The 20,557-nt window shown below is 72.5% G+C and carries 17 protein-coding genes; 10 read left to right on the top strand and 7 right to left on the bottom strand.

Going from position 1 to position 20,557, the window contains the following annotated elements; genetic code table 11:
- The first annotated feature begins 102 nt into the window (after positions 1 to 102).
- Positions 103 to 2,049 carry a protein kinase domain-containing protein gene (locus tag BZB76_RS30800; protein WP_121437911.1) on the top strand — a complete coding sequence of 649 codons (1,947 nt, stop codon included), beginning with the start codon at positions 103 to 105 and terminating at the stop codon, positions 2,047 to 2,049.
- A gap of 82 nt (positions 2,050 to 2,131) precedes the next feature.
- Here BZB76_RS30800 and BZB76_RS30795 read toward each other — a convergent pair whose 3' ends face one another.
- A complete protein-coding gene (locus BZB76_RS30795; protein WP_121437910.1) occupies positions 2,132 to 4,306 on the bottom strand; it encodes an MMPL family transporter in 2,175 nt (724 codons plus the stop codon).
- A 111-nt stretch (positions 4,307 to 4,417) separates the two neighbouring features.
- Complete coding sequence (locus tag BZB76_RS30790; protein ID WP_121437909.1) at positions 4,418 to 5,350, bottom strand: Ppx/GppA family phosphatase; 933 nt, start codon at positions 5,348 to 5,350, stop codon at positions 4,418 to 4,420.
- 120 nt (positions 5,351 to 5,470) lie between these two features.
- Here BZB76_RS30790 and BZB76_RS30785 point away from each other — a divergent pair, with 120 nt between their 5' ends.
- Positions 5,471 to 5,902, top strand: coding sequence for a PH domain-containing protein (locus BZB76_RS30785; protein ID WP_121437908.1), 432 nt, complete (start codon positions 5,471 to 5,473; stop codon positions 5,900 to 5,902).
- Between the two features lie 179 nt (positions 5,903 to 6,081).
- Here the strand turns inward: BZB76_RS30785 and BZB76_RS30780 are convergent, their stop codons facing one another.
- The 4 genes from BZB76_RS30780 to BZB76_RS30770 form a co-directional block, all read right to left on the bottom strand.
- A complete protein-coding gene (locus BZB76_RS30780) occupies positions 6,082 to 7,005 on the bottom strand; it encodes a ribokinase (protein ID WP_121437995.1) in 924 nt (307 codons plus the stop codon).
- A gap of 48 nt (positions 7,006 to 7,053) precedes the next feature.
- On the bottom strand, positions 7,054 to 7,266 hold the full coding sequence (locus BZB76_RS34390) for a hypothetical protein (protein WP_147449610.1): 213 nt from the start codon (positions 7,264 to 7,266) through the stop codon (positions 7,054 to 7,056).
- Positions 7,267 to 7,319: 53 nt separating this feature from the next.
- On the bottom strand, positions 7,320 to 8,126 hold the full coding sequence (locus BZB76_RS30775; RefSeq protein ID WP_121437907.1) for an aldo/keto reductase: 807 nt from the start codon (positions 8,124 to 8,126) through the stop codon (positions 7,320 to 7,322).
- 106 nt (positions 8,127 to 8,232) lie between these two features.
- Positions 8,233 to 8,709 (bottom strand): MarR family winged helix-turn-helix transcriptional regulator, encoded by a 477-nt coding sequence (locus tag BZB76_RS30770; RefSeq protein ID WP_211343259.1) that lies wholly within the window; start codon positions 8,707 to 8,709, stop codon positions 8,233 to 8,235.
- A 114-nt stretch (positions 8,710 to 8,823) separates the two neighbouring features.
- Here BZB76_RS30770 and BZB76_RS30765 point away from each other — a divergent pair, with 114 nt between their 5' ends.
- The 8 genes from BZB76_RS30765 (at position 8,824) to BZB76_RS30730 (ending at position 19,871) form a co-directional block, all read left to right on the top strand.
- A complete protein-coding gene (locus tag BZB76_RS30765; protein ID WP_121437905.1) occupies positions 8,824 to 9,171 on the top strand; it encodes a DUF1801 domain-containing protein in 348 nt (115 codons plus the stop codon).
- Between the two features lie 36 nt (positions 9,172 to 9,207).
- Complete coding sequence (locus tag BZB76_RS30760; protein WP_121437904.1) at positions 9,208 to 9,705, top strand: DinB family protein; 498 nt, start codon at positions 9,208 to 9,210, stop codon at positions 9,703 to 9,705.
- A 32-nt stretch (positions 9,706 to 9,737) separates the two neighbouring features.
- Complete coding sequence (locus BZB76_RS30755) at positions 9,738 to 10,463, top strand: (Fe-S)-binding protein (protein ID WP_121437903.1); 726 nt, start codon at positions 9,738 to 9,740, stop codon at positions 10,461 to 10,463.
- A gap of 59 nt (positions 10,464 to 10,522) precedes the next feature.
- On the top strand, positions 10,523 to 11,941 hold the full coding sequence (locus BZB76_RS30750) for a LutB/LldF family L-lactate oxidation iron-sulfur protein (protein WP_211343277.1): 1,419 nt from the start codon (positions 10,523 to 10,525) through the stop codon (positions 11,939 to 11,941).
- Positions 11,938 to 12,618, top strand: a complete 681-nt coding sequence (locus tag BZB76_RS30745) for a LutC/YkgG family protein (RefSeq protein WP_121437902.1) — start codon at positions 11,938 to 11,940, stop codon at positions 12,616 to 12,618. Before BZB76_RS30750 ends, BZB76_RS30745 begins: the two co-directional genes overlap by 4 nt.
- A gap of 375 nt (positions 12,619 to 12,993) precedes the next feature.
- On the top strand, positions 12,994 to 16,017 hold the full coding sequence (locus BZB76_RS30740) for a helix-turn-helix transcriptional regulator (protein ID WP_121437993.1): 3,024 nt from the start codon (positions 12,994 to 12,996) through the stop codon (positions 16,015 to 16,017).
- A gap of 184 nt (positions 16,018 to 16,201) precedes the next feature.
- A complete protein-coding gene (locus tag BZB76_RS30735; protein WP_121437901.1) occupies positions 16,202 to 17,296 on the top strand; it encodes an alpha/beta hydrolase in 1,095 nt (364 codons plus the stop codon).
- 40 nt (positions 17,297 to 17,336) lie between these two features.
- On the top strand, positions 17,337 to 19,871 hold the full coding sequence (locus BZB76_RS30730) for a GMC oxidoreductase (protein ID WP_121437900.1): 2,535 nt from the start codon (positions 17,337 to 17,339) through the stop codon (positions 19,869 to 19,871).
- A 198-nt stretch (positions 19,872 to 20,069) separates the two neighbouring features.
- Here the strand turns inward: BZB76_RS30730 and BZB76_RS30725 are convergent, their stop codons facing one another.
- Positions 20,070 to 20,498, bottom strand: coding sequence for a PPOX class F420-dependent oxidoreductase (locus tag BZB76_RS30725; RefSeq protein ID WP_121437899.1), 429 nt, complete (start codon positions 20,496 to 20,498; stop codon positions 20,070 to 20,072).
- Positions 20,499 to 20,557 lie beyond the last annotated feature (59 nt).

Below are 20,557 nucleotides of genomic sequence, written 5' to 3'. Positions count from 1 at the left end.
CCATCTCAAGAAAAGTCTGTCATCGTATGGAATCGGTGGGGCCGCGTGCCGCCGCGTCGGCGGCCGCCAACACGCGGCCCATGGGGCCGGAAGGTGATCTCCATGGACGCGACCTCGCTGGGTGAACTGCGCCCGGACGACCCCACGCGGATCGGCCGGTACCGCATCGAGGCCAAGATCGGCGAAGGCGGGATGGGCGCGGTCTACCTCGGCCGCGACCCGAACGGCCGTCCCGTCGCGGTCAAGGTCGTGCGGCCCGCGCTGGCGGGCGACCGGTCGTTCCTCGCCCGCTTCCACGACGAGGCCGCGAACGCGCAGCGCGTCGCGTCGTTCTGCACCGCGCAGGTCCTGGAGCACGGCGACGACCTCGGGCTCGCCTACATGGTGACCGAGTACATCGACGGCCCGTCCCTGCTGGACCATGTCGCCGAGAAGGGCGCGCTGTCGCCCGGCCTGCTGCACGGCGTCGCGGTCGGCGTCGCCGCCGCGCTCGTCGCGATCCACAGCGCGGGGCTGGTGCACCGCGACCTCAAGCCGAGCAACGTGCTGCTGTCCATCTCCGGTCCCCGTGTCATCGACTTCGGGATCGCCCGCGCGCTGGACATGGCGTCCACCCACACCCGCACCGGGCAGGTCGTCGGCACCCCCGGCTGGATCGCGCCCGAACAGATCACGACGCAGCACATCACCCCCGCCGTGGACGTGTTCGCGTGGGGCTGCCTCGTCGTGTACGCCGCGAACGGGCGCAACCCGTTCGGCCAGGGCTCGTTCCAGATCCTGGCGGCCCGCGCCGTCCACGCCGATCCCGAGATCGGGGAGCTGCCGGAACCGTTGGGGGGGCTCGTCCGGGCGGCGCTGCGCAAGGACCCCGAGCAGCGGCCCACGGCGCGTGAGCTGCTGCTCGCCCTGGTCGGCGGTGCCGGCGAGGCGGACGTGACGTCCGAGCTGGGCCAGACCTGGATGGCGCCGGCCGGCCCGCCGCCCCCTCCGGGTCCCGGGTTCGGCCCGGCGACGGCACCGGTGACGGCACCGGCACCGCCGCCGCTCCCCGACCCGGGGGTCACCTCCCGCGACGTCACGGTGCCGGCCCCGGGGCGGCCGGACGGACCGTCCCGGCGCACCAAGGTCGCCGTCTCGGCCGTGGCGGGGCTGCTCGCCGCCGCGGCCGTGGCCGCGGGCCTCTACTACGTCATGCGCCCGGACGAGGAGCGCAAGGCGCCCCCGGCGGCGGCGTTGCCGACCGGGCCGATGCTCGTCCGGATCGACACCGCCCCCGGCTGGCCCCGGGACTGCCACGCCGACATCGGCGTCTACCAGCCCGGCGAGGCGGAGGTGAAGACCCTGATCGGCGGGCCGCGCTGCGACATCCTGCCCGAACGGTCGCCGGAGGGCGGACGCATCGCGTTCACCAGGCAGAACGACAGGACGGCCGAGGCGTGGGTGGTCAACGCCAACGGCGCCAACCTGCGGCGGATCACCGGCGTCGTCCGCGGCACCCGGGTGTCGTGGTCGCCGGACGGCACCCGCCTGGCGTACATGGCCGAGAAGGACGGCGTGCGGCAGATCTTCATGATCGGTGTCGAGGGCGGCGCCCGGCCCGTCCAGCTCACCACCGACGCGTCGTTCAAGGACGACCCCATGTGGTCGGTCACCGACCAGATCGTGTTCTGGAGCCGCCGGGACGGCACCGACCAGATCTACACCCTCGACCCGAAGCGTCCCGAGGCGGCCTGGACGCGGCTGACCAAGGACCGGGTCCGTTCCGTCGACCCGGAGTGGTCGCCGGACGGCCGCAAGATCGCGTTCACCCGGGGCCCGGACGAGGCCACCACCATCTGGGTCATGAACGCCGACGGCTCCGATCTGCGCCAGGTCACCAAGGGCATCCAGGACGACATGGACCCGGCGTGGTCCAGCGACGGACGCTGGCTCTGCTACGTGCGCGGCGCGGTCGGCACACCGGTGATCCACGCCATCCGCCTCGACGGCACCGGGGACCGCGTGCTCACCCCGCGGGGCCGCACGCTCAGCCACCCGTACTGGATGTGACGCGAACGCCACGGCCCGGTCGAGCCCGCCGTGGAGCGGGTTCGACCGGGCCGTGGACGCGAGGGCCGGTTCGGCGGCCGGGTCAGTCGCCGCGGGCCGCGGGAGCGGGCTCCCCCGACGCGCCGGGCGTGCCGGGCGCGTCCGCCGGGGCCTCCGCCTCGGCGCGGGCCAGGCGACTCGGCCACCACATGTGCCGTCCGACGTCCAGGTTCAGCGCCGTGACCAGCACCGACCGGACGATGAACGTGTCGAGCAGCACCCCGAACGCCACCGTGAACCCGAGCGCGGCGACGAACACCAGCGGCATCGTCCCGAGCGCCGCGAACGTCCCGGCCAGGACCGTGCCCGCCGAGGTGATCACGCCGCCGGTCGCGGCGAGCCCGACCAGCGCGCCGCGCCGCGTGCCGACCCGTCTCGACTCCTCGTGCACGCGGGTCATCAGGAAGATGTTGTAGTCGGTGCCGAGCGCCACGAGGAACACGAACGTCCACAGCGCGAACGACGGGTCCGTGGACGCGAACCCGAACACGTGGTTGAACACCAGGGCGCTGACCCCGAGCGCCGCCCCGTACGACACGACGACCGTCAGGATGAGGAGCAACGGCGCGACGAGGGCGCGCAGCAGCACCGCGAGGATGAGGAAGACCACGACGAGAACGATCGGGATCACGACGTTCTGGTCCCGGTGGGACGCGTCGCTGACGTCGAGCGTCACCGCCGACGCGCCGCCGACGATGGCGTTCGCGCCCGGCACGTCGTGGACGGCCTCGCGGGCGCGTTCGACGGCGGCGAACCCGCGATCGCTGTCCGGCGGCACGGACAGCGTGCCCTCCAGGTAGATGCGGCCGCCGGACGGTTTCGCGGGGACCCTGACGTCCGCGATGCCCGGGACGTTGAGGAGTTGGGCCCGTACCTTGTCGCCCGTCCCGGCGTTGGTGATGACCTGGAGGGGCGCCCCGCTGCCCGCGGGGAAGTGCCGTCCGAGGACCTCCTCGCCGGTGACCGAGTCGGGCTTGCCCGTGCTGAAGGAGTCTTTGGCGGCCAGCGTGTCGGTCCGCAGCCCGAGCACCCCGACCGAGAGCGCGCCGAGCACCACGGCCGTGACGATCCAGGTGAGGCGCGGTCGGACGGCGACCGCGGACCCGACCCGGGCCCACAGGCCGCGCTCGGTCGGCTCGTCCGACCCGTAGACGGGGCGGCGCGGCCAGAACATCCAGCGTCCGCAGATCACCAGCAGCGCGGGCAGCAGCGTCACCATCGCGGCGAACGCGACGACGATGCCGATCGCCATGACCGGGCCCATGCTCTGGGTGGAGCTGAGGACGGCGAAGAGCAGGGCCAGCATGCTCAGCGCCACCGTGGAGCCGCTCGCGATGATCGCGGGCCCGGCGCGGTGCAGCGCGACCGCCATCGCCTCGTGCCGGTCCTGGTGCCGTCGCAGTTCCTCCCGGTACCGGGCGATGAGCAGGAGCGCGTAGTCGGTGCCCGCGCCGAACACGAGCACGGTGAGGATGAACGCGGCCTGCCCGTTCACGGTGAGGCCCGCGTACTCGGCCAGCAGGTAGATGAGCGCCTGCGCCGCCATCAGCGAGAACGCCACGCACACCAGCGGCGCGAGCCACAGGACGGGGCTCCGGTACGTCAGCAGCAGGATCGCGATGACGATCGCGGCGGTGACGGCGAGCAGCGCGCTGTCGAACCCGGAGAACACGTTGCTGAAGTCGCCCCCGTACCCGGCGGGCCCGGTGATGTGCGCCTCCAGGCCCGGGGGTCCCTTCTGGACGATGTCGCGGTAGTCCTCGATGCCGGGACCGAGCACCGCCCATCCGTCGTTGCCGACATGGACGGTGACGATGGTCTCCAGCGCCTTGCCGTCCTGCGCCGGGATCGGCCCCTTGACGTCGACGGCGAGCTGCCGCTTCGGCCCGGAGGTCTCCAGATCGCTCTTGACGGCCTTGAGGCGCGGGACGTCCGCCGCGGCCTTCGCCCGGTCGGCCGCGGTGATCGCGGCGCCGTCCCGGTGGTAGACGATCACCGCGGGTAATGTCTCGGACGGGACGAACCGCTTGGACTCCTCGACGACCCGCGTCGATTCGGCGTCGTTCGGCAGCCAAGCCGACGAGTCGTTCGTCTGTGCGTCGGTCAGCTTTCCTGCCAACGGAAACGACACGATGAGCACGGCGATCCAGACGCCCAGCACGACCCATTTGGCCCGCCGCCCACAGGGCAGAGAGGCGAACCTGTACGCGCGCGTCATATCGGAGAACCCCCAGTAGTGAAGCGGGACTACATGATCTTCTTCCCTACGCTGATTGAATCCCACTCGGCAAGTCATATCGCGACGCGCGCAACCGGCGGCCGGATCCGGTCAACCGGTTGTCATCATGTCCAGACGGCGGAGAATGAGGCCTTCCCGCAGCGCCCAGGGACAGATCTCCAGCTCGGAGAGTTCGAACAGGTCCATCGCCGCGTCCGCGACGATCGCGCCCGCGAGCAGTTGCGGGGCGCGCGACTCCGACACTCCCGGCAGTTGCGCCCGCTCCGCCGACGGCATCGCCGCCAGTTTCCCCGCCCATTCGGTCAGGTCGGCACCGGCCAGCACCCGCCGTTGGTACGGTCCCTCCGCCGACGGGGCGGCGCCCGCGATCCGGGCGAGCTGCTTGAACGTCTTGGACGTCGCGACCGCGTGGTCCGCCGGACCGTACCGGGAGACGTCCCCGACCCGGCGTGCGATCTCCGCCCGGACGTGCCGCCGCAGGTTGCGAACCTCGTCGTGGGGCGGCGGGTCGGCGGTGAACCGGTCGCGGGTCAGCCGTCCCGCGCCGAGCGGCAGCGAGAACGCGACGTCCGGTTCCTCGTCGATCCCGGACGCGACCTCCAGCGAGCCGCCGCCGATGTCCACCACCAGCAGCCGTCCCGACGACCAGCCGAACCAGCGCCGCACCGCGAGGAACGTCAGCCGCGCCTCCTCCTCGCCGGACAGCGCCCTGATGTCGATGCCCTTGTCGGCGCGGATCCGGTCCAGCACCGCCTCACCGTTCGCGGCGTCCCGGACGGCGGACGTGGCGAAGGCGACCAGGTCCTCGACGCCCTTGTCCTCACCGATCTGCAACGCCTCGTCGACGAAGTCCCGCAGCAGCGCCTCCCCCTCCGCGGAGAGGTGGTCCTTCTCGTCCAGGTGGTCGGCGAGCCGCATCTCCGACTTGTGGGAGTACGCGGGCAGCGGCCGGGCACCCTCATGGGCGTCCACCACCAGAAGGTGCACGGTGTTCGAGCCCACGTCCAACACGCCGAGTCGCATGCGTATGACGCTATCGGACGGTTTCGTCGCATTCCTGGCCGACTGCCCGGAGAAACAGCATTGTGGCCGTCCAGCCCCCTCGTCCCGCCGCACCCGCCCACGCGGGCTACGGTGGCTGTCATGGAGACGGGTGCGGAACGGCGCTGGCGGGTGCCGCCCGGGCATGTGGTGGTCAAGTGCGGGGGCGCGGCGGCCGTCACGGCGCTGATCGTCCTGTACAGCCACGACCCGCAGTTCCTGTTCCTCGCGATCGCGGCGGCGCTCGGCCTGAACGCCCTGGTGCTGCGGGACCTGCTCGCCCCGGTCCGGCTCGCCGCCGACGGCGACGGCGTCACCGTCGTGACCGGCTACGCCCGGCGCCGCCGCGTCCCCTGGAACGACGTGACCGCCATCCGGGTGGACGAGCGGCGGCGGCTCCTGCTGCACACCCGCATGCTGGAGATCGAGACCGAGGACGACCTGCACCTGCTCAGCGCGTTCGACCTGGGCGCCGACGTCCACGACGTCGCCGACGAGCTGTACCGATTGCGGGCCCGCACGACCCTGAGTTGATTACAGGCCCGGCTGTGTTGATTGCAGGACCGGCCCACTTCGCTCGCCTGGCGGCTCGCTACGTGACCGTTCCTGGGCGAACGCGCGTCGCTTCGCGATCCGCTCGGCTCCGCTTGCCTTCGGCTTTGCTGCGCCGGGCGGGGCACGCGTTTGCGGGCTGAGGCCACCTTGGACCGGGCCTAGGCGCCCGGGGCGGGGAGTTCGTCCGGTGTGGGGAAAGAACTCTGCGCTCCGGGTGCGCGGACGGCGGCGGCGCCCGCGCGGGCGGCGTAGCGGGCGGCGGGCGGCAGCGCGTCGCCCCGCGCGAGCCGTAGGCACAGTGCGGCGGTGAACGCGTCGCCCGCGCCGGTCGTGTCCACCGCCTTCACCGTCGGGGACGCGATCCTGACCGTGCCGTCGGCGCCCCCCGCGACCATTGCTCCCTCGGCGCCGCAGGTGACCACGACCGAGCGGGGTCCGGACCGTGCGAGTGCCGCCGCCATCTTGGCCGGGTCCGTCGCGGAGGCGTCCGCGCCGAGGAGGAAGGCGGCCTCGTGCTCGTTGACGACGAGCGGGTCGCAGAGCGCGAGCAGCTCGTCGGGGACGGCCGCGGGCGGCGAGAGGTTGAGGACGACCCGGGCGCCCGTGTCCGCGGCGATCCGGGCGGCGGCCTCCACGGCGGGCCGCGGCACCTCCAACTGGACCGAGACGACCGATGCCCCGGCGATCACGTCGCGGGCCCGCGCCACGTCCTCGGGGGCGAGCCGGGCGTTGGCGCCGGGCGACACGACGATGCTGTTGTCGCCGTCCGGCCCGACCGTGATCATCGCGACGCCGGTCGGCACTCCCGGCGTGGTCGTCAGCCGGTCGAGGCCGACACCGCCGGCCGCGAGGGCATCGCGCAGCAGCGCGCCGTGGGCGTCGTCGCCGACCCTCCCGACGAGCGCGGCCCGCGCGCCGAGCCGGGCCGCCGCTACCGCCTGGTTGGCGCCCTTGCCGCCCGGGTGCGTGGCGAGGTCGGAACCGAGGACCGTCTCCCCGGGCGCGGGACGCCGGTCGACGCCCACCACGAGGTCGGCGTTGACGGATCCGACGACCACGACGTCCCAGTCCGTTGAACGCACGGTGTAACCGTTACCGGCGCCGGGGCGTGCGCGCAACCGCCCGTGTGGTCATGGCGTGCGCAGGTCCGCCAGGTCGACCACCTCGGCCAGTTCCTCCACCGTCCGGTAGTAGCCGACGAACGCCCCGTCGCGCGTCACCAGATATGCGCTCTGACCTCGCACTCCGGTGTACCGGGCCCACACTTGGTGCGCCCCGTCGAGCCGGACCGCCGTCACCCGCAGACCGCCCGGCCCCACCCAACTCCGCCGATCACTCTCCACACATGGAACGTTACAATGAGTGATATTCCGTGATCGGAGTCGGGGCGGCTCGGTCAGGCGGCGCCGAACGTGACGGGATCGGGGCCGAACCGGACGCCCTTGTTCAGCTCGCCGATCGCCTTCATGTCGTCCGGGGAGAGCTCGAACCCGAAGACGTCGATGTTCTCGGCGATCCTGGACGGCGTCACCGACTTCGGGATCACCACGTTCCCGATCTGCAGATGCCATCTGAGCGCTACTTGCGCGGGTGTGCGGTCGTGGGCGCGTGCGATGGCGGCGAGGGCGGGATCGTCCAGGAGCCCATGCCCCTGGCCTAGCGGCGCCCACGCCTCGGTGCGGATGCCGTGGTCCCGGTGGAAGGCGCGCAGACCGTCCTGTTGGAAGTAAGGGTGCAGCTCGATCTGGTTCACGACCGGGACGGCGTCCGCCTCGTCGATGATTCGCTGCAGCGTCTCCACGGTGAAGTTCGACACGCCGATCGAGCGGACGCGTCCGTCCTGCTTGAGGCGTTCCAGCGCCCGCCAGGTCTCCAGGTACAGGCCACGGTCCGGCATGGGCCAGTGGATCAGGTACAGGTCCAGGTAGTCGAGGCCGAGCCGGGAAAGGCTCGCCTCGCAGGCCCGCAGCGCGTTGTCGAACCCCTGGGCGTCGTTCCACAGTTTCGTGGTGACGAAGAGTTCCTCACGCGGCACGCCCGACGCGCGCAGCGCCCGCCCGACGCCCGTCTCGTTCCCGTAGGCACTGGCCGTGTCGACGCTGCGGTACCCCTCCCGCAGGGCCGTGGCCACCGCGCGTTCGGCCTCGTCGTCCGACACCTGGAAGACCCCGAAGCCGACCTGCGGCATCGCGGCCCCGTCCATGAGATCAACCTTCGGTACGGTCACGTTCCCCCTCCTCGGCAGCGCTGAGGCGATCCTGCCCGGCGGACGCGACCCGAATCCGTGTTCCCGGAACGGGCCCACCGGCTCACCGTGAGTCCTGCCATGCGCGCTGACCTTGGACGACCTCCTGGAAGGCGGCTCTGAAGACGTCGAAGCGTTCGTCGCCCAGGTTCTCGCGGTGGCGCCTCTCGATGTCGGCGAGGATGGCGCGCGCCTTGGCGATCTCGTCGAGGCCGTGCTCGGTGGGGACGATCCGCTTGGCGCGGCGGTCGGCGGGATCGGGTTCGCGGCGGACGTAGCCGAGCGCGACGAGCTCGTCGACGATCGTCCCGACGATCTGCTTGTGCTGGCCGGAGCGGGCCGACAGCTCGGTCGCGCGCAGACCGGCGGGGTCGAGGAACGCCAGGACGGTGCCGTGCCGGGGCCGGACGTCCGAATGGCCCTGCTCGGCCAGGCGCGAGAACAGCTCCTCCTGCAGTCCCCGCATCAGCTGACCGGACAACATGCCCAGGTCAGGGGTCGGGTCTGCGGCGTGACCCGCGTCTTCCGATGCCGTCTCCATGGACTCCTCCCGGGAATTTAGTCACTGATCTTGACTATCAATAGAAGTGACTATAGCTTACTCGCACGGCACCGAACCATCCCCGACCCGGGATGCGCGGAAAAGGAGATTCTGATGGGCACCGAGATCGACACCTATGTCGCGACCAAGCTCGACCCGAAGTACGCCGGGATCCTGACGGCGCTGCGCGCGCTGATGGCCGAGGGGGCGCCCGACGCCGCCGAGTGCCTCACCTACGGGTCGCCCGCCTGGCGCGGCAGGCGGGTCCTCGCGGTCATCAGCCAGAGCAAGACGCACCTGACCTTCGCCTTCGAACGCGGCGCCGAGTTCGAGGACCCGCACGGCCTGCTGGAGGGCGTCGGCAAGAAGACCCGTCATGTGAAGATCAAGTCACTGGACGGGATCAACGAGGAGGCCCTGCGCGGCTACATCGCCCAGGCCGTCCGGCTGGACGCCGCCTGAGCGAGGACGTCCCGACTCTGGGAATAGAGTCCAGGCATGGGTGAACCGCGTGGAGACGTCCGTCCACCGAGTCTGAACTCCGACGAGCGGACGACGCTGCTGACGTTCCTCGACTACCTGCGGGAGTCGGTGGTGGCCAAGGCGACGGGTGTTTCGGACGAGGCGGCCCGCGCGCCCGGCGTCCCGTCCGGCACGAGCCTGCTCGGATTGGTCAAACATCTGACCCGCGTCGAACTGAACTGGTTCGTGTGGGCGTACGAGGGCGCCGACGTGCCGATGTGGGACCACGAGGAACCGCCCCGCGACGACGAGACCGCCGAGGACCTCGTCGCCGCGTACCGGGAGGCGGTCGCCCGGAGCAACGCGATCACCGCGGCCTGCCCCGACCTGGACCGGGAGGGGGTCCGGTCGCTGCGCGAGACGTCGCCGCCGTCCATGCGGTGGGTACTGGTGCACATGATCGAGGAGACGGCGCGGCATGCCGGGCACGCCGACATCCTGCGCGAGCGGATCGACGGTTCGGTGGGCCGCTGAGTTCGGTCACCCTGTTCCCCGGGAGGCGCGTCATGCGGGTCGCGTTGTTCCTCACCTGCGTGAACGACACCCTGTTCCCGGAGACGGGGAAGGCGACGGTGCGGCTGCTGCGCAGGCTCGGCCACGAGGTCGAGTTCCCGGCCGGGCAGACCTGCTGCGGGCAACTGCACCTCAACACCGGCTACCGGCGCCAGGCCGTCCCGCTCGTGGCGGCTTTCGAGGAGACGTTCGCGGGCTACGACGCGATCGTGACGCCGTCGGCGTCGTGCGCCGCGATGATCCGTGACTGGCATCCGAGGCTCGCGCCGCGTTCCGCCGGGGCGGCCGGGAGCGCGGCGCGGCGCGTCCACGAGTTGTCGGAGTTCCTGGTGGACGTGCTGGGGGTCACCGATGTGGGCGCTTACTTCCCGCACCGCGTCACCTACCATCCGACGTGCCATTCGCTGCGGATGCTGCGTGTCGGCGACCGTCCGCTGCGGCTGCTGGGCGCGGTGCGCGGCATCGACCTTCGGGAACTGCCGGACGCGGACGAGTGCTGCGGTTTCGGCGGGACGTTCGCGCTGAAGAACTCCGAGGTGTCGGCCGCGATGTGCGCGGACAAGGTCACCGCCGTCCGCGGGACCGGGGCCGAGGTGCTGTGCGCGGCCGACAACTCCTGTCTGACGCACCTCGGCGGCGCGCTCACCCGCACGCGCGCCGGGGTGCGGACCCTGCACCTCGCCGAGATCCTCGCCTCCACCGAACAGGCTCCCGCGTGACGGGCGGGGCGGCGCGCGGGGACGCCCACCGGCCGGGCGCGATGCCGACGTACCTGGGGATGCCGTCCTTTCCGGACGCGGCACGCCGCGCGGTGTCGGACGCGCGGCTGCGCGGCAACCTCGCGCACGCGACCACCACGATCCGGGCGCGCCGCGCGGGCGCGGTCGCCGAGCTGGACGACTGGGCCGACCTGCGGGAGGCGGGCAGGCAGATCAAGGACCATGTCCTGGACCATCTCCGCCACTACCTGCGGCTGCTGGAGGACAGGGTCACCGGCGCCGGCGGGACGGTGCACTGGGCGCGCGACGCCGCCGAGGCCGGCCGGATCGTCGCGGACCTGGTGAAGGCGACCGGCGAGACCGAGGTCGTGAAGGTCAAGTCGATGGCCACCCAGGAGATCGGCCTGAACGAGCATCTCGCCGGGGAGGGGATCACCGCCTACGAGACCGACCTCGCGGAACTGATCGTCCAGTTGGGGGACGACCGTCCGTCGCACCTGCTCGTCCCGGCCATCCATCGGAACAGGTCCGACATCCGTGACATCTTCCTGCGGGCGATGGAGGACGTCCCGGCCGGCCTGACCGACTCCCCCGCCGAGCTGGCGGAGGCCGCGCGGCGTCATCTGCGCGCCAAGTTCCTGTCGGCGAAGGTCGCGGTGTCGGGGGTGAACTTCGCCGTCGCCGACACCGGCACCCTCGTGGTGGTGGAGTCGGAGGGCAACGGGCGGATGTGCCTGACGCTGCCGGAGACGCTGATCTCGGTGATGGGCGTCGAGAAGGTCGTGCCGAGCTTTCGCGACCTGGAGGTGTTCCTCCAGCTGCTGCCGCGCTCGTCTACGGCGGAGCGGATGAACCCGTACACGTCCCTGTGGACGGGCGTCCATCCCGGTGACGGCCCGCGGGACTTCCACCTCGTCCTGCTGGACAACGGCAGGACCGCGACCCTGGCGGACGAGGTGGGACGCCAGGCGCTGCGGTGCATCCGCTGCTCGGCGTGCCTGAACGTGTGCCCGGTCTACCGGCGCGCGGGCGGGCACGCCTACGGGTCGCCGTACCCGGGGCCGATCGGCGCGATCCTGTCGCCGCAGATCAGGGGCGTCGGGTCGGAGGTGGACGCGTCGTTGCCGTTCGCGTCGTCGCTGTGCGGCGCGTGCTACGACGTGTGCCCGGTCGCGATCGACATTCCGGAAGTGCTGGTGCACCTGCGGGCCCGCGCGGTCGAGGACGGCCCGCGCCGTCCGCTCGAACGGGTCGCGATGGCGGCGGCGGGGTGGACGCTGCGTTCCCCGACGCGGCTCGCGCTCGCCCAGCGCGCCGCGTCCAGGGCCCGCCGTGTCGTGGCGCGCGGCGGTCGGATCCGGCGGCTGCCCGGCCCGCTCGGCGCCTGGACCGAGACACGGGACGCACCCGCTCCCCCGCCCGAGTCGTTCCGTGCCTGGTGGGCCCGCACCGGCGGCCGGGAGGAGGACGGCGGGTGAACGCGCGTGAAGAGATCCTCCGCCGGATCGAAGAGGCCGCGAGCGCGGCAGGCGCCCGGCGAGCGAGCGGGGACGCGGACGTCGCCGCGGCCTATGCCCGGATCGACCGCCGTTACCTGCGCCGCCACCACGGCGGCGCGGGTAGTGGCGGTGCGGGTAGTGGCGGTGCGGGTAGTGGCGCTGTTCTCGACCTGTTCGCCGAGCGGGTCGCCGACTACCGCGCGACCGTCCTGCGCGTCCGCGGGTCGGAGGTGCCGGGGACGGTCGCGGAGCGCTTGGCGGGCCGCGCCGGCTCCTACGGCGTGCCGTCCGGTCTACCCGCCGAGTGGACGTCCGCGACACGGGCCACGCTCGTCCGCGACCCGCCGGTGGCGTCGCTCGACGGTCTCGCGGGCGCGGTCACCGGCTGCGCCGTCGCCATCGCCGAGACCGGCACGATCGTCCTCGACCACGGCGCCGACCAGGGGCCGCGCGCGCTGTCCCTCGTCCCCGACCACCATGTGGTCGTCGTGCTCGCCGGGCAGGTCGTCGCCGACGTGCCCGAGGCGCTGGAGCGGCTCGATCCGCGCCGGCCGCTGACGTTGGTGTCGGGTCCGTCGGCGACGAGCGACATCGAGCTGACCCGGGTCGAGGGGGTGCACGGTCCGCGCACGCTGGAGGTGCTCCTCGTCGAATGACCGATGCCGCCCCGGGGGCGGGGTTATGCTCGGCGGGTGCGGTGCCGCGCGTGACCGGCCCGGCGCCGAGCGGAGTTCGGTCGGAGGTCACGACGGCGGAACGGTTTACCCTCCCGAGCTTGACACGCGGCCCGGGAGGACGGTTGATAGCAGTGAAACAACGGCGTGGACAACACAGTGAGGATCCGGGTGGAGCGCCGGGCGGCGGAGCGGGTGGTGGAGTGCACCCGCCCGGTGCCGGGGGCTCGGGTGGGGCGTGTTGCCCCGCCTTATGGACGTTCCACCCGATAGGGTAAATCCCGCCAATTCTCAGGAACTTCAACAAAGAGCACGGATCACGGCGTATCGACCGCCTGTCACTGGTGGGGTGTGGACATGGAGGGTCGTTCCGGCCACGGCGGCGTCGAGTCGCCGGACAGCGTTCCCCTCGTCGGCCGGCAGGACGTCCTCCATGCCTTCGAGGAGGCCCTGGACGCCACCGCGGCCGACTCGTTCCGCTTCCTCGCGCTGGTCGGCGAACCGGGCGCGGGCAAGACCCGCCTGCTCACCGAACTGTTGAACGCCGCGGACGCCCGCAAGCTCGGCAGCCTGGCGGGCCGGGCCGCCGAGTTCGAGCAGGAGATGCCGTTCGGCGCCGTCGTCGACGCGCTCGACGACCATCTCGAGGAGCACATCGGTGAGCTGAGCCCCACGACCGTGCGGCTGCTGGCCCCGGTGTTCCCCGCGCTGTCGACCGCCCTCCACGACGGCGAGCACACCGGCCTCCACGACGGCCCGCGACCGAACGAGGCCCCTTCGCACGCGGGACCCGGCCAGGGCCCGAGCCCGGCCGGGGCGCCCTCGGACAACACACCGGTCGCGCGCTACCAGCTGTACCGGGCGGTCCGGCATCTGCTGGAGCAGGTCGCGGCGCCGTCGGGACTGGTGCTGATCCTCGACGACGTCCACTGGGCCGACGACGCCACGATCGAACTGCTCGACCATCTCGTCCGGCATCCGCCGCGCGCCAGCGTGCTGATCGCGCTCGCGTACCGGCCCGCCCAGGCGTCGGCCCGCCTCGCCGCGCTGGTGCAGGCCTCCCTCCAGGCGGTCGGCGGGAGCCGGTTGCCGGTCCGGCCGCTCACCCAGGACGAGGTCACGGAGCTGCTCGGCCCGGGCGTCAGCGGGACGCGCTGCCGCGAGCTGTACAAGGCCAGCGGCGGCAACCCCTTCTACCTGGAGGCGCTGGCCCGCACCCGGGAACCGCTCGCCGCGGGCGACACCGAGGGCGAACTGCCGCCCGCGGTCCGCGCGGCGCTGCAACTGGAGCTGAGCGGCCTGTCGCCGGAGGCGCAGCTGATCGCGCAGAGCGCGGCGGTCGCGGCCGACGAGTTCACCCCGCTGCTGGCCGCCGCGGCGGCGCAGGTCAGCGAGCAGGAGGCGCTGGCGGCGCTGGACGAGCTGGTCGCCCGCGACATCGTGCGGCCCCGGGCGGAGCGGTTCCGGTTCCGGCATCCGCTCGTCCGCCATGCCGCGTACCGGTCGGCGGCGGCGGGATGGCGGCTGGCGGCGCACGGCCGCATCGCGACGTACCTCACCGAGATCGGCGCGCCCGCGGCGGTCCGCGCCCGGCATCTGGAGCGGTCGGGCCGGGTCGGTGACCGCAACGCCATCGCGACCCTGGTGGAGGCGGCGCGCGCGTTCGCCACCCAGGCGCCGACGACGGCCGCGCACTGGTTGCAGTCGGCGCTCAGCCTGATGCCGACGACCGGCGCGGCGGCGGAGGCGGACGGAACGGCCGACGATCCGGCGTTGCCGTCCCGCCTGGAACTGATGATGGAGCTGGCGCAGGTGCAGACGGTCGGCGGGCACCTCATCGAGGGGCGCGAGACCGCGCGGAACGTGCTGCGGATGCTGCCGCCGGACGACTACGAGCGGCGGGCCCGCGCGGCCCGGCTCGCGGCGCTGATGGAGCGGCAGCTCGGCCGCCCGCACGAGGCGCGCGCCCTGCTGCTGGACGAGTTGCGCCGGATGCCCGACCCGCGTTCCCCGGCCGCGGTGCCGCTGCGGATGCGGCTCATCGCGGAACGGATGATGCGGATCGACTTCCGCGCCGCGCAGGCCGTCCTGGACCTGATGCCCGACAACTCCGAGGACTGGGAGCCCAGCCTGAAGGTGGCGGTCGCCGCGGTGCGGCCGATGCCCGCGCTGGCGGCGGGCCGCGTCCAGGACGCGATCCGCTACCTGGAGGCCGCCGACCGGCTGACCAACGCCGCGCCCGACGAGCACCTGGCCGAGTGGATGGACGCGATCGCCTGGCTGTGCTGGGCGGAGACGTTCATGGGCCACTTCCACAGCGCGGCCGACCGGTTCCAGCGTGCCGTCACCGTCGCCCGGTCCACGGGCCAGATGTACATCGTCACGAACCTGATGGCGGGTCTCGCCCGCGCCCACGGGATGCTGGGACGGCTGGAGCAGGCCGCGGCGGCCGCGGAGGAGGCGGTCGAGGAGGCGCGGCTGCTCAACTCGGGGCAGCAGCTGGTGTTCGCGTTGACCCAGCAGAGCCTGGTGGCGGGCTGGTCGGGCGACAACGGGACCGCGCTGCGGCACGCCGAGGAGGCCATCGAGGTCGGCGCGGGCGTCGGCGAGTGGTGGGGGTCGATGGCCCGCTACGCGCACGCGACCGCGCTGCTCGGGCTCGGCCGCCCGGACGAGGCCGCCGAGGCGTTCGAGCGCGCGGTCAGCGGGCCGCTGGACCAGCGCACCCAGCTGTCGATCAGCGAGATGATGGCCGGGGTCGAGGCCGGGCGGGGCCGCGCCGACGCGGCGGAGCGGTGGGTGCGACGCACCGAGCATCTGATCATCCCGGGTCTGGAAGCGCACAACGCGCTGGCAGGGCTGGCCCGCGCGCACGCCCTCCAGTCCACCGACGCGGCCCAGGCGGCGCGGGAGGCGCTCGCGGCGGCGGACACGTTCGAGGAGGCGGGGCACCGGATCGACGTCGGCCGCGCGCGGCTGCGCGCCGGTCAGGCGCACGCCGAGGCCGGTGACCGCACCGCGGCCCGCGCGCAGCTGCGGCTGGCCGCCGACATCTTCTCCGGCTGCGGGGCGCGGGCGCTGCACGCCCAGGTCGTCCGGGAGCAGCGCCGGCTCGGGGTGCGGGTGCCGGCCAAGGGGTCCAAGGGCGGCCGGAACTCCCGGCTGCCGGGCGGGCTGTCCAAACGGGAGTACGAGGTCGCGTCCCTGGTCGTCGAGGGCTGCACGAACTCACAGATCGCCGACCGGCTGTACGTCAGCATCCGCACGGTCGAGACGCATCTGTCGCACATCTTCGCCAAGTTCGGGGTGAGTTCCCGGGTGGGTGTGGTGAACGCCCTGACCCGGGGCACGGCCGAACCCGGCGCTCCCGGTACCGACTGAGGGTTTCGGAACCTCTGCGCGCACTGGACCATCACAGTAGTAACGAACACGATGGTCTCGGACGTGAGCGGATTCGTCCCTTTCCCGCCGACCAAGTTCTCGGGGAGAAGTACGGGTTTACCACGATGCCCCGCACCGGTGGGTCCCAGCATCATCGTTGCGAGGCGAATGGAGGTGAGCAGAGATGGAACGCGTGATCCCCCGGTTCACGTTCGCCGGCGTGAAGGACGTGGAGATCTCCACGTATCCGGTGACGACCGAGGACGGACTCGGGCTGCAACTGACGCGGTTCCTACGCGCGGAGAGCGACGACGTGGTCCTGCTCGTCCACGGGCTCACCTCCTCCAGCGACCTGTTCATCATGCCGGAGATCCGGAACCTGGCGTCCCACCTGCTCGACAACGGGTTCACCGACGTCTGGGCCCTGGACTTCCGGATGAGCGGCCGCTACCCCTACGACACCGAGACGCACCACTTCAACCTCGACGACGTCGCGCTGTACGACTTCCCGCCCGCGCTCACGGAACTGCGCCGGCACATCGGGGACCGCCGGGTGCACGTCATCGGGCACTGCCTGGGCGCGATGGCGTTCGCGATGAGCGTGTTCGCCGGGATCATCACCGACATCGCCACCCTGACCTGCAACAGCGTGTCCCTGACACCTCGGGTTCCGGCGTGGTCGAAACTGAAGCTCGGCCCCGGCGCCTGGTTCCTGGAGTACGTCGTCGGCCTGCCGTTCCTCGACCCGCGGTTCGGGCAGGCGCCACGGTTCACCCGACCGTGGATGCTGTCGCGGGCGGTGTCGCTGTTCCACGGCGAGTGCAACGTCCGCGCCTGCCACATGCAGAGCTTCCAGTGGGGCGCGGGCAAGCCCGCGATGTACGAGCACACCAACCTGCTGCCCGAGACCCACGCCCGCGTCGCCGACATCTGTACGGCGTCCGGGCTGAGCTACTACCGGCACGTCCACAAGATGATCAAGGCGGGGCGCGCGGTGCGGTTCGCGGACCGGGACTCGCGGTACGCCGCCCTGCCGCGCGACTACCTGGCGGGCGCGGCGGACGTGGAGACGTCCATGCTGCTGCTCGCGCCGAGCAACAACCGCGTCTTCACCGACTCCAACGTCCATCTGCACAGGATCCTGGAGCGGGTGGCGCCCGGACGCCACGAGGCGGCCGTCCTGCCCGGCTACGGCCATCTGGATCCCCTCATCGGCAAGAACGCCCACCTCGACGTGTTTCCGCACATCGTCGACTTCCTCAAGCGGCACGGCTCATGAGGACCGAGACGCGGAACGGCGCGGCGAAGGGCTCGGTGCGATGAACGGCGGCACGGGGAACGGCGGCACGGGGAAAGGCCGCGCGGGGGGCCGGGAGCACGTCGACGCGGTCGTGGTCGGTTCGGGGTTCGGGGGCTCCGTGGCCGCGTACCGGCTGGCGGAGGCCGGGTCGTCGGTCGTCCTGCTGGAGCGGGGGCAGCCGTACCCGCCGGGCGCCTTCCCCCGCTCCCCCGCCGAGATGGGACGGGCGTTCTGGGACCCGGCCGCCGGGCTCTACGGGATGTACGACGTGTGGAGCTTCAACGGCTGCGACTCGGTGGTGTCCGCCGGGCTCGGCGGCGGGTCGCTGATCTACGCGAACGTGCTGCTGCGCAAGGACGAGAACTGGTTCGTCAACGACCTGCCCGGCGGCGCCCACGAACCGTGGCCGATCTCCCGCGCCGACCTGGACCCGCACTACGACGCGGTCGAGAGGATGATCGGCGCGACGCCGTACCCGCTGGACCGGGTGCCCTACGACAACACGCCGAAGACGCACGCGATGCAGGACGCGGCGGCGGAGCTGGGGTTGCAGTGCACGCTCCCACCGCTCGCGGTCAGCTTCGCCGAGCGGCCGGGCGGTGAACCCGGGATCAGCCTGCCGATCGTGGACGCGGGCTACGGCAACATCCACGGCGTCCCGCGCCGGACGTGCCAGCTGTGCGGCGAGTGCGACATCGGCTGCAACGAGGGCGCGAAGAACAGCCTGGACCACAACTACCTGTCGGCGGCCGCGCACCACGGCGCGGACATCCGCACCTGCCGCGAGGTGACGGCGCTGCGGCCCCGCCGGGGCGGTGGCTACGAGGTCGACTACGTCCACCACGAGGTGCCGACCGACCCCTACGCCGTGTCGCTGAAGAAGCGTAGGCGGCTGCCCGTCCGGACGATCACGTGCGACCGGCTGGTCCTCGGCGCGGGCACGTACGGCACCACGTACCTGCTGTTGCGGTCGCGGGAGGCGTTCCCGGGGCTCAGCGACGCGCTCGGCACCCGGTTCAGCGGCAACGGCGACCTGCTGACGTTCCTGCTGCGCGCCACCGACCGCAACCGGGTCCGGCCGCTCAACGCCAGCCGCGGCCCGGTGATCACCACGGCGATCCGGTTGGCGGACGAGCTGGACGGCGCGCCCGGCACGGGACGCGGCGCCTACATCCAGGACGGCGGCTACCCCGGGTTCACCGACTGGATCGTCGACGGCTACGACGTCGCCAACGACTTCGAGCGCGTGGTGAAGTTCCTGTGGGAGCGGTTCACCGACATGTTCCGGGGCCGTCCGGACACCAACCTGTCCCAGGAGATCTCGGAGCTGATCGGGGACGGCGCCCTGACGGTGAGTTCGCTGCCGCTGCTCGGCATGGGCCGCGACACCGCCGACGGACGGCTGCGGTTGCGGGACGGGATGCTGTCCGCGGAGTGGACGACGGAGACCAGCAGGGACCTGTTCCACCGGGTCCGCAGGACGATGCGGGGCATCGCGGACGTGCTCGGCGCCGACTACGCCGACAATCCGATGTGGTTCCGCAAGCGCATCATCACCGTCCATCCTCTCGGCGGCGCCCCGATGGGCGCGCACCCGGGCGAGGGCGTCTGCGACGCCTTCGGCGAGGTGTTCGGGTACCCCGGTCTCTACATCGCCGACGGGGCGGCGATGCCGGGGCCGGTGGGCCCGAACCCCTCGCTCACCATCGCCGCGCAGGCCGACCGGATGGCCACGCGGTTGCTGGAGCACGCGTCCGCACAAGGAGGTGCGGGCGGTCCGGCCGTCACCGCCCCGTCTGCCACGGGGGCCGAGCCGGGCGGGGACTCCGGCTCGCCGGACGGGGCGGGCGACGGCCCGCCGCGCGAGACCCGGCACGGTCGCGGGGGCACGGTCCGGAACGGCTCGTCCGTGGGGGGCCGCGCGCCACGCGGGGACGGGACGTCGCTGTGGTTCACCGAGGAGATGAAGGGGTTCGTCACCTACGGTGAGTCCGATCCGCGCGCGGGCGGCCGGGCGGAGGGGCGGCGGCCGCTGTCGTTCCGTCTGACGATCACGGCGGACGACATCGACCGCTTCGTCCGCGAGCCGGGGCATGAGGCGCGGGCCGAGGGATGGGTGGACGTGTCCGGTCACGGCGGCCGCCGCCGGGTCGAGCGCGGCACGTTCAACCTGTTCGTCGATCCCTCGGGGGACGCCGACGCGACGGTGGACAGGCGGCTGATGAGGTACCGCCTGTTCTACACCGACGGCGAGGGCCGGGCCCGCACGCTGAGCGGGACGAAGAACGTCCTGCACGGTCCGCCGACGCGGATCTGGCCGGACACGTCCACGCTGTACGTGCGGCTGCTGGACGGCCGTGTCGGCGCGGACGAGGAGGACGAGGGGCGCGCGGAGGTCGTGGCGGCGGGTGTGCTGAACATCCGGTTGACGGACTTCGCGCGGCAGCTCACGACGTTCCGGACCTCGGGTCCGGACGGCGCGGAGACGCTGCTGAACTTCGGCAGGTTCTTCGCGGGCGAGCTGTGGGAGGTGTACGGCCCGGATCTCGTGTGAGCGGGAACCGGTGCCGTGGGGGGCCTGCCCAGGGGGCGCGTCGGGGGGCGCGCCGGGGGGGCTGGTCGTGCGGGCCGAGGGAACTGCGGGGTGCCCTCGGCCCGCACCTTTTCGCCGGGGGTCGCGCGGGGGGTCGCGCGGCCCCCGGCCCGGGGTCCCGGGTGCGGGAGGCGGCCGGGTGCGTCGGGCGCGGGCGGGTCAGGAGCCGGCGCGTCCGTAGAGGCGTTCGACGTGCAGGCGGACGACGAGGCGACCGTCCTCGACCATGACGCGGCGGTACTCGTCCCAGTCGGGGTGGTCGCCGCGGATGTCCCGGTACAGCTCGACGAGTTCGTCGACGGCCGCGTCACCGGGGTCGGCGGCGACGGCCGACAGGTCCACGGTTCCCTCGGCGACGGCGTACGACCAGCCGTCGGGGGTGCTGACGTGCAGGCTCGCCCGCGGGTCGCGGGCCAGGTTGCGGGCCTTGGCCCGGTCGGCGGTGATCGAGATCCGGACGAGCCGGCGGTCCTCGTCGAAGTGGTAGTTGATGTTGGACGACTGGGGCCTGCCATCCCGTTTGAGGGTGATCAGCACCCCGAGGTCGTGCTCCGCCACCAGCTTCGCCAGGGCCGTCTCGTCCGCCATCGTCCACCTCCGTAGACCACCGGGATTTCCGGTCTCGCAGGCGTCAACCGCGCATCCGG

It is taken from the genome of Actinomadura pelletieri DSM 43383 (assembly GCF_003634705.1).
GTDB lineage: Bacteria > Actinomycetota > Actinomycetes > Streptosporangiales > Streptosporangiaceae > Spirillospora > Spirillospora pelletieri.
This window is presented reverse-complemented; position numbering and strand designations above follow the sequence as displayed.

Coding starts and splice junctions, on each gene's coding strand:
- BZB76_RS30800 (WP_121437911.1), top strand. CDS start 103: ATGGACGCGACCTCGCTGGGTGAACTGCGCCCGGACGACCCCACGCGG.
- BZB76_RS30795 (WP_121437910.1), bottom strand. CDS start 4,306: ATGACGCGCGCGTACAGGTTCGCCTCTCTGCCCTGTGGGCGGCGGGCC.
- BZB76_RS30790 (WP_121437909.1), bottom strand. CDS start 5,350: ATGCGACTCGGCGTGTTGGACGTGGGCTCGAACACCGTGCACCTTCTG.
- BZB76_RS30785 (WP_121437908.1), top strand. CDS start 5,471: ATGGAGACGGGTGCGGAACGGCGCTGGCGGGTGCCGCCCGGGCATGTG.
- BZB76_RS30775 (WP_121437907.1), bottom strand. CDS start 8,126: ATGGACGGGGCCGCGATGCCGCAGGTCGGCTTCGGGGTCTTCCAGGTG.
- BZB76_RS30770 (WP_211343259.1), bottom strand. CDS start 8,709: ATGGAGACGGCATCGGAAGACGCGGGTCACGCCGCAGACCCGACCCCT.
- BZB76_RS30765 (WP_121437905.1), top strand. CDS start 8,824: ATGGGCACCGAGATCGACACCTATGTCGCGACCAAGCTCGACCCGAAG.
- BZB76_RS30760 (WP_121437904.1), top strand. CDS start 9,208: ATGGGTGAACCGCGTGGAGACGTCCGTCCACCGAGTCTGAACTCCGAC.
- BZB76_RS30755 (WP_121437903.1), top strand. CDS start 9,738: ATGCGGGTCGCGTTGTTCCTCACCTGCGTGAACGACACCCTGTTCCCG.
- BZB76_RS30750 (WP_211343277.1), top strand. CDS start 10,523: ATGCCGTCCTTTCCGGACGCGGCACGCCGCGCGGTGTCGGACGCGCGG.
- BZB76_RS30740 (WP_121437993.1), top strand. CDS start 12,994: ATGGAGGGTCGTTCCGGCCACGGCGGCGTCGAGTCGCCGGACAGCGTT.
- BZB76_RS30735 (WP_121437901.1), top strand. CDS start 16,202: ATGGAACGCGTGATCCCCCGGTTCACGTTCGCCGGCGTGAAGGACGTG.
- BZB76_RS30730 (WP_121437900.1), top strand. CDS start 17,337: ATGAACGGCGGCACGGGGAACGGCGGCACGGGGAAAGGCCGCGCGGGG.
- BZB76_RS30725 (WP_121437899.1), bottom strand. CDS start 20,498: ATGGCGGACGAGACGGCCCTGGCGAAGCTGGTGGCGGAGCACGACCTC.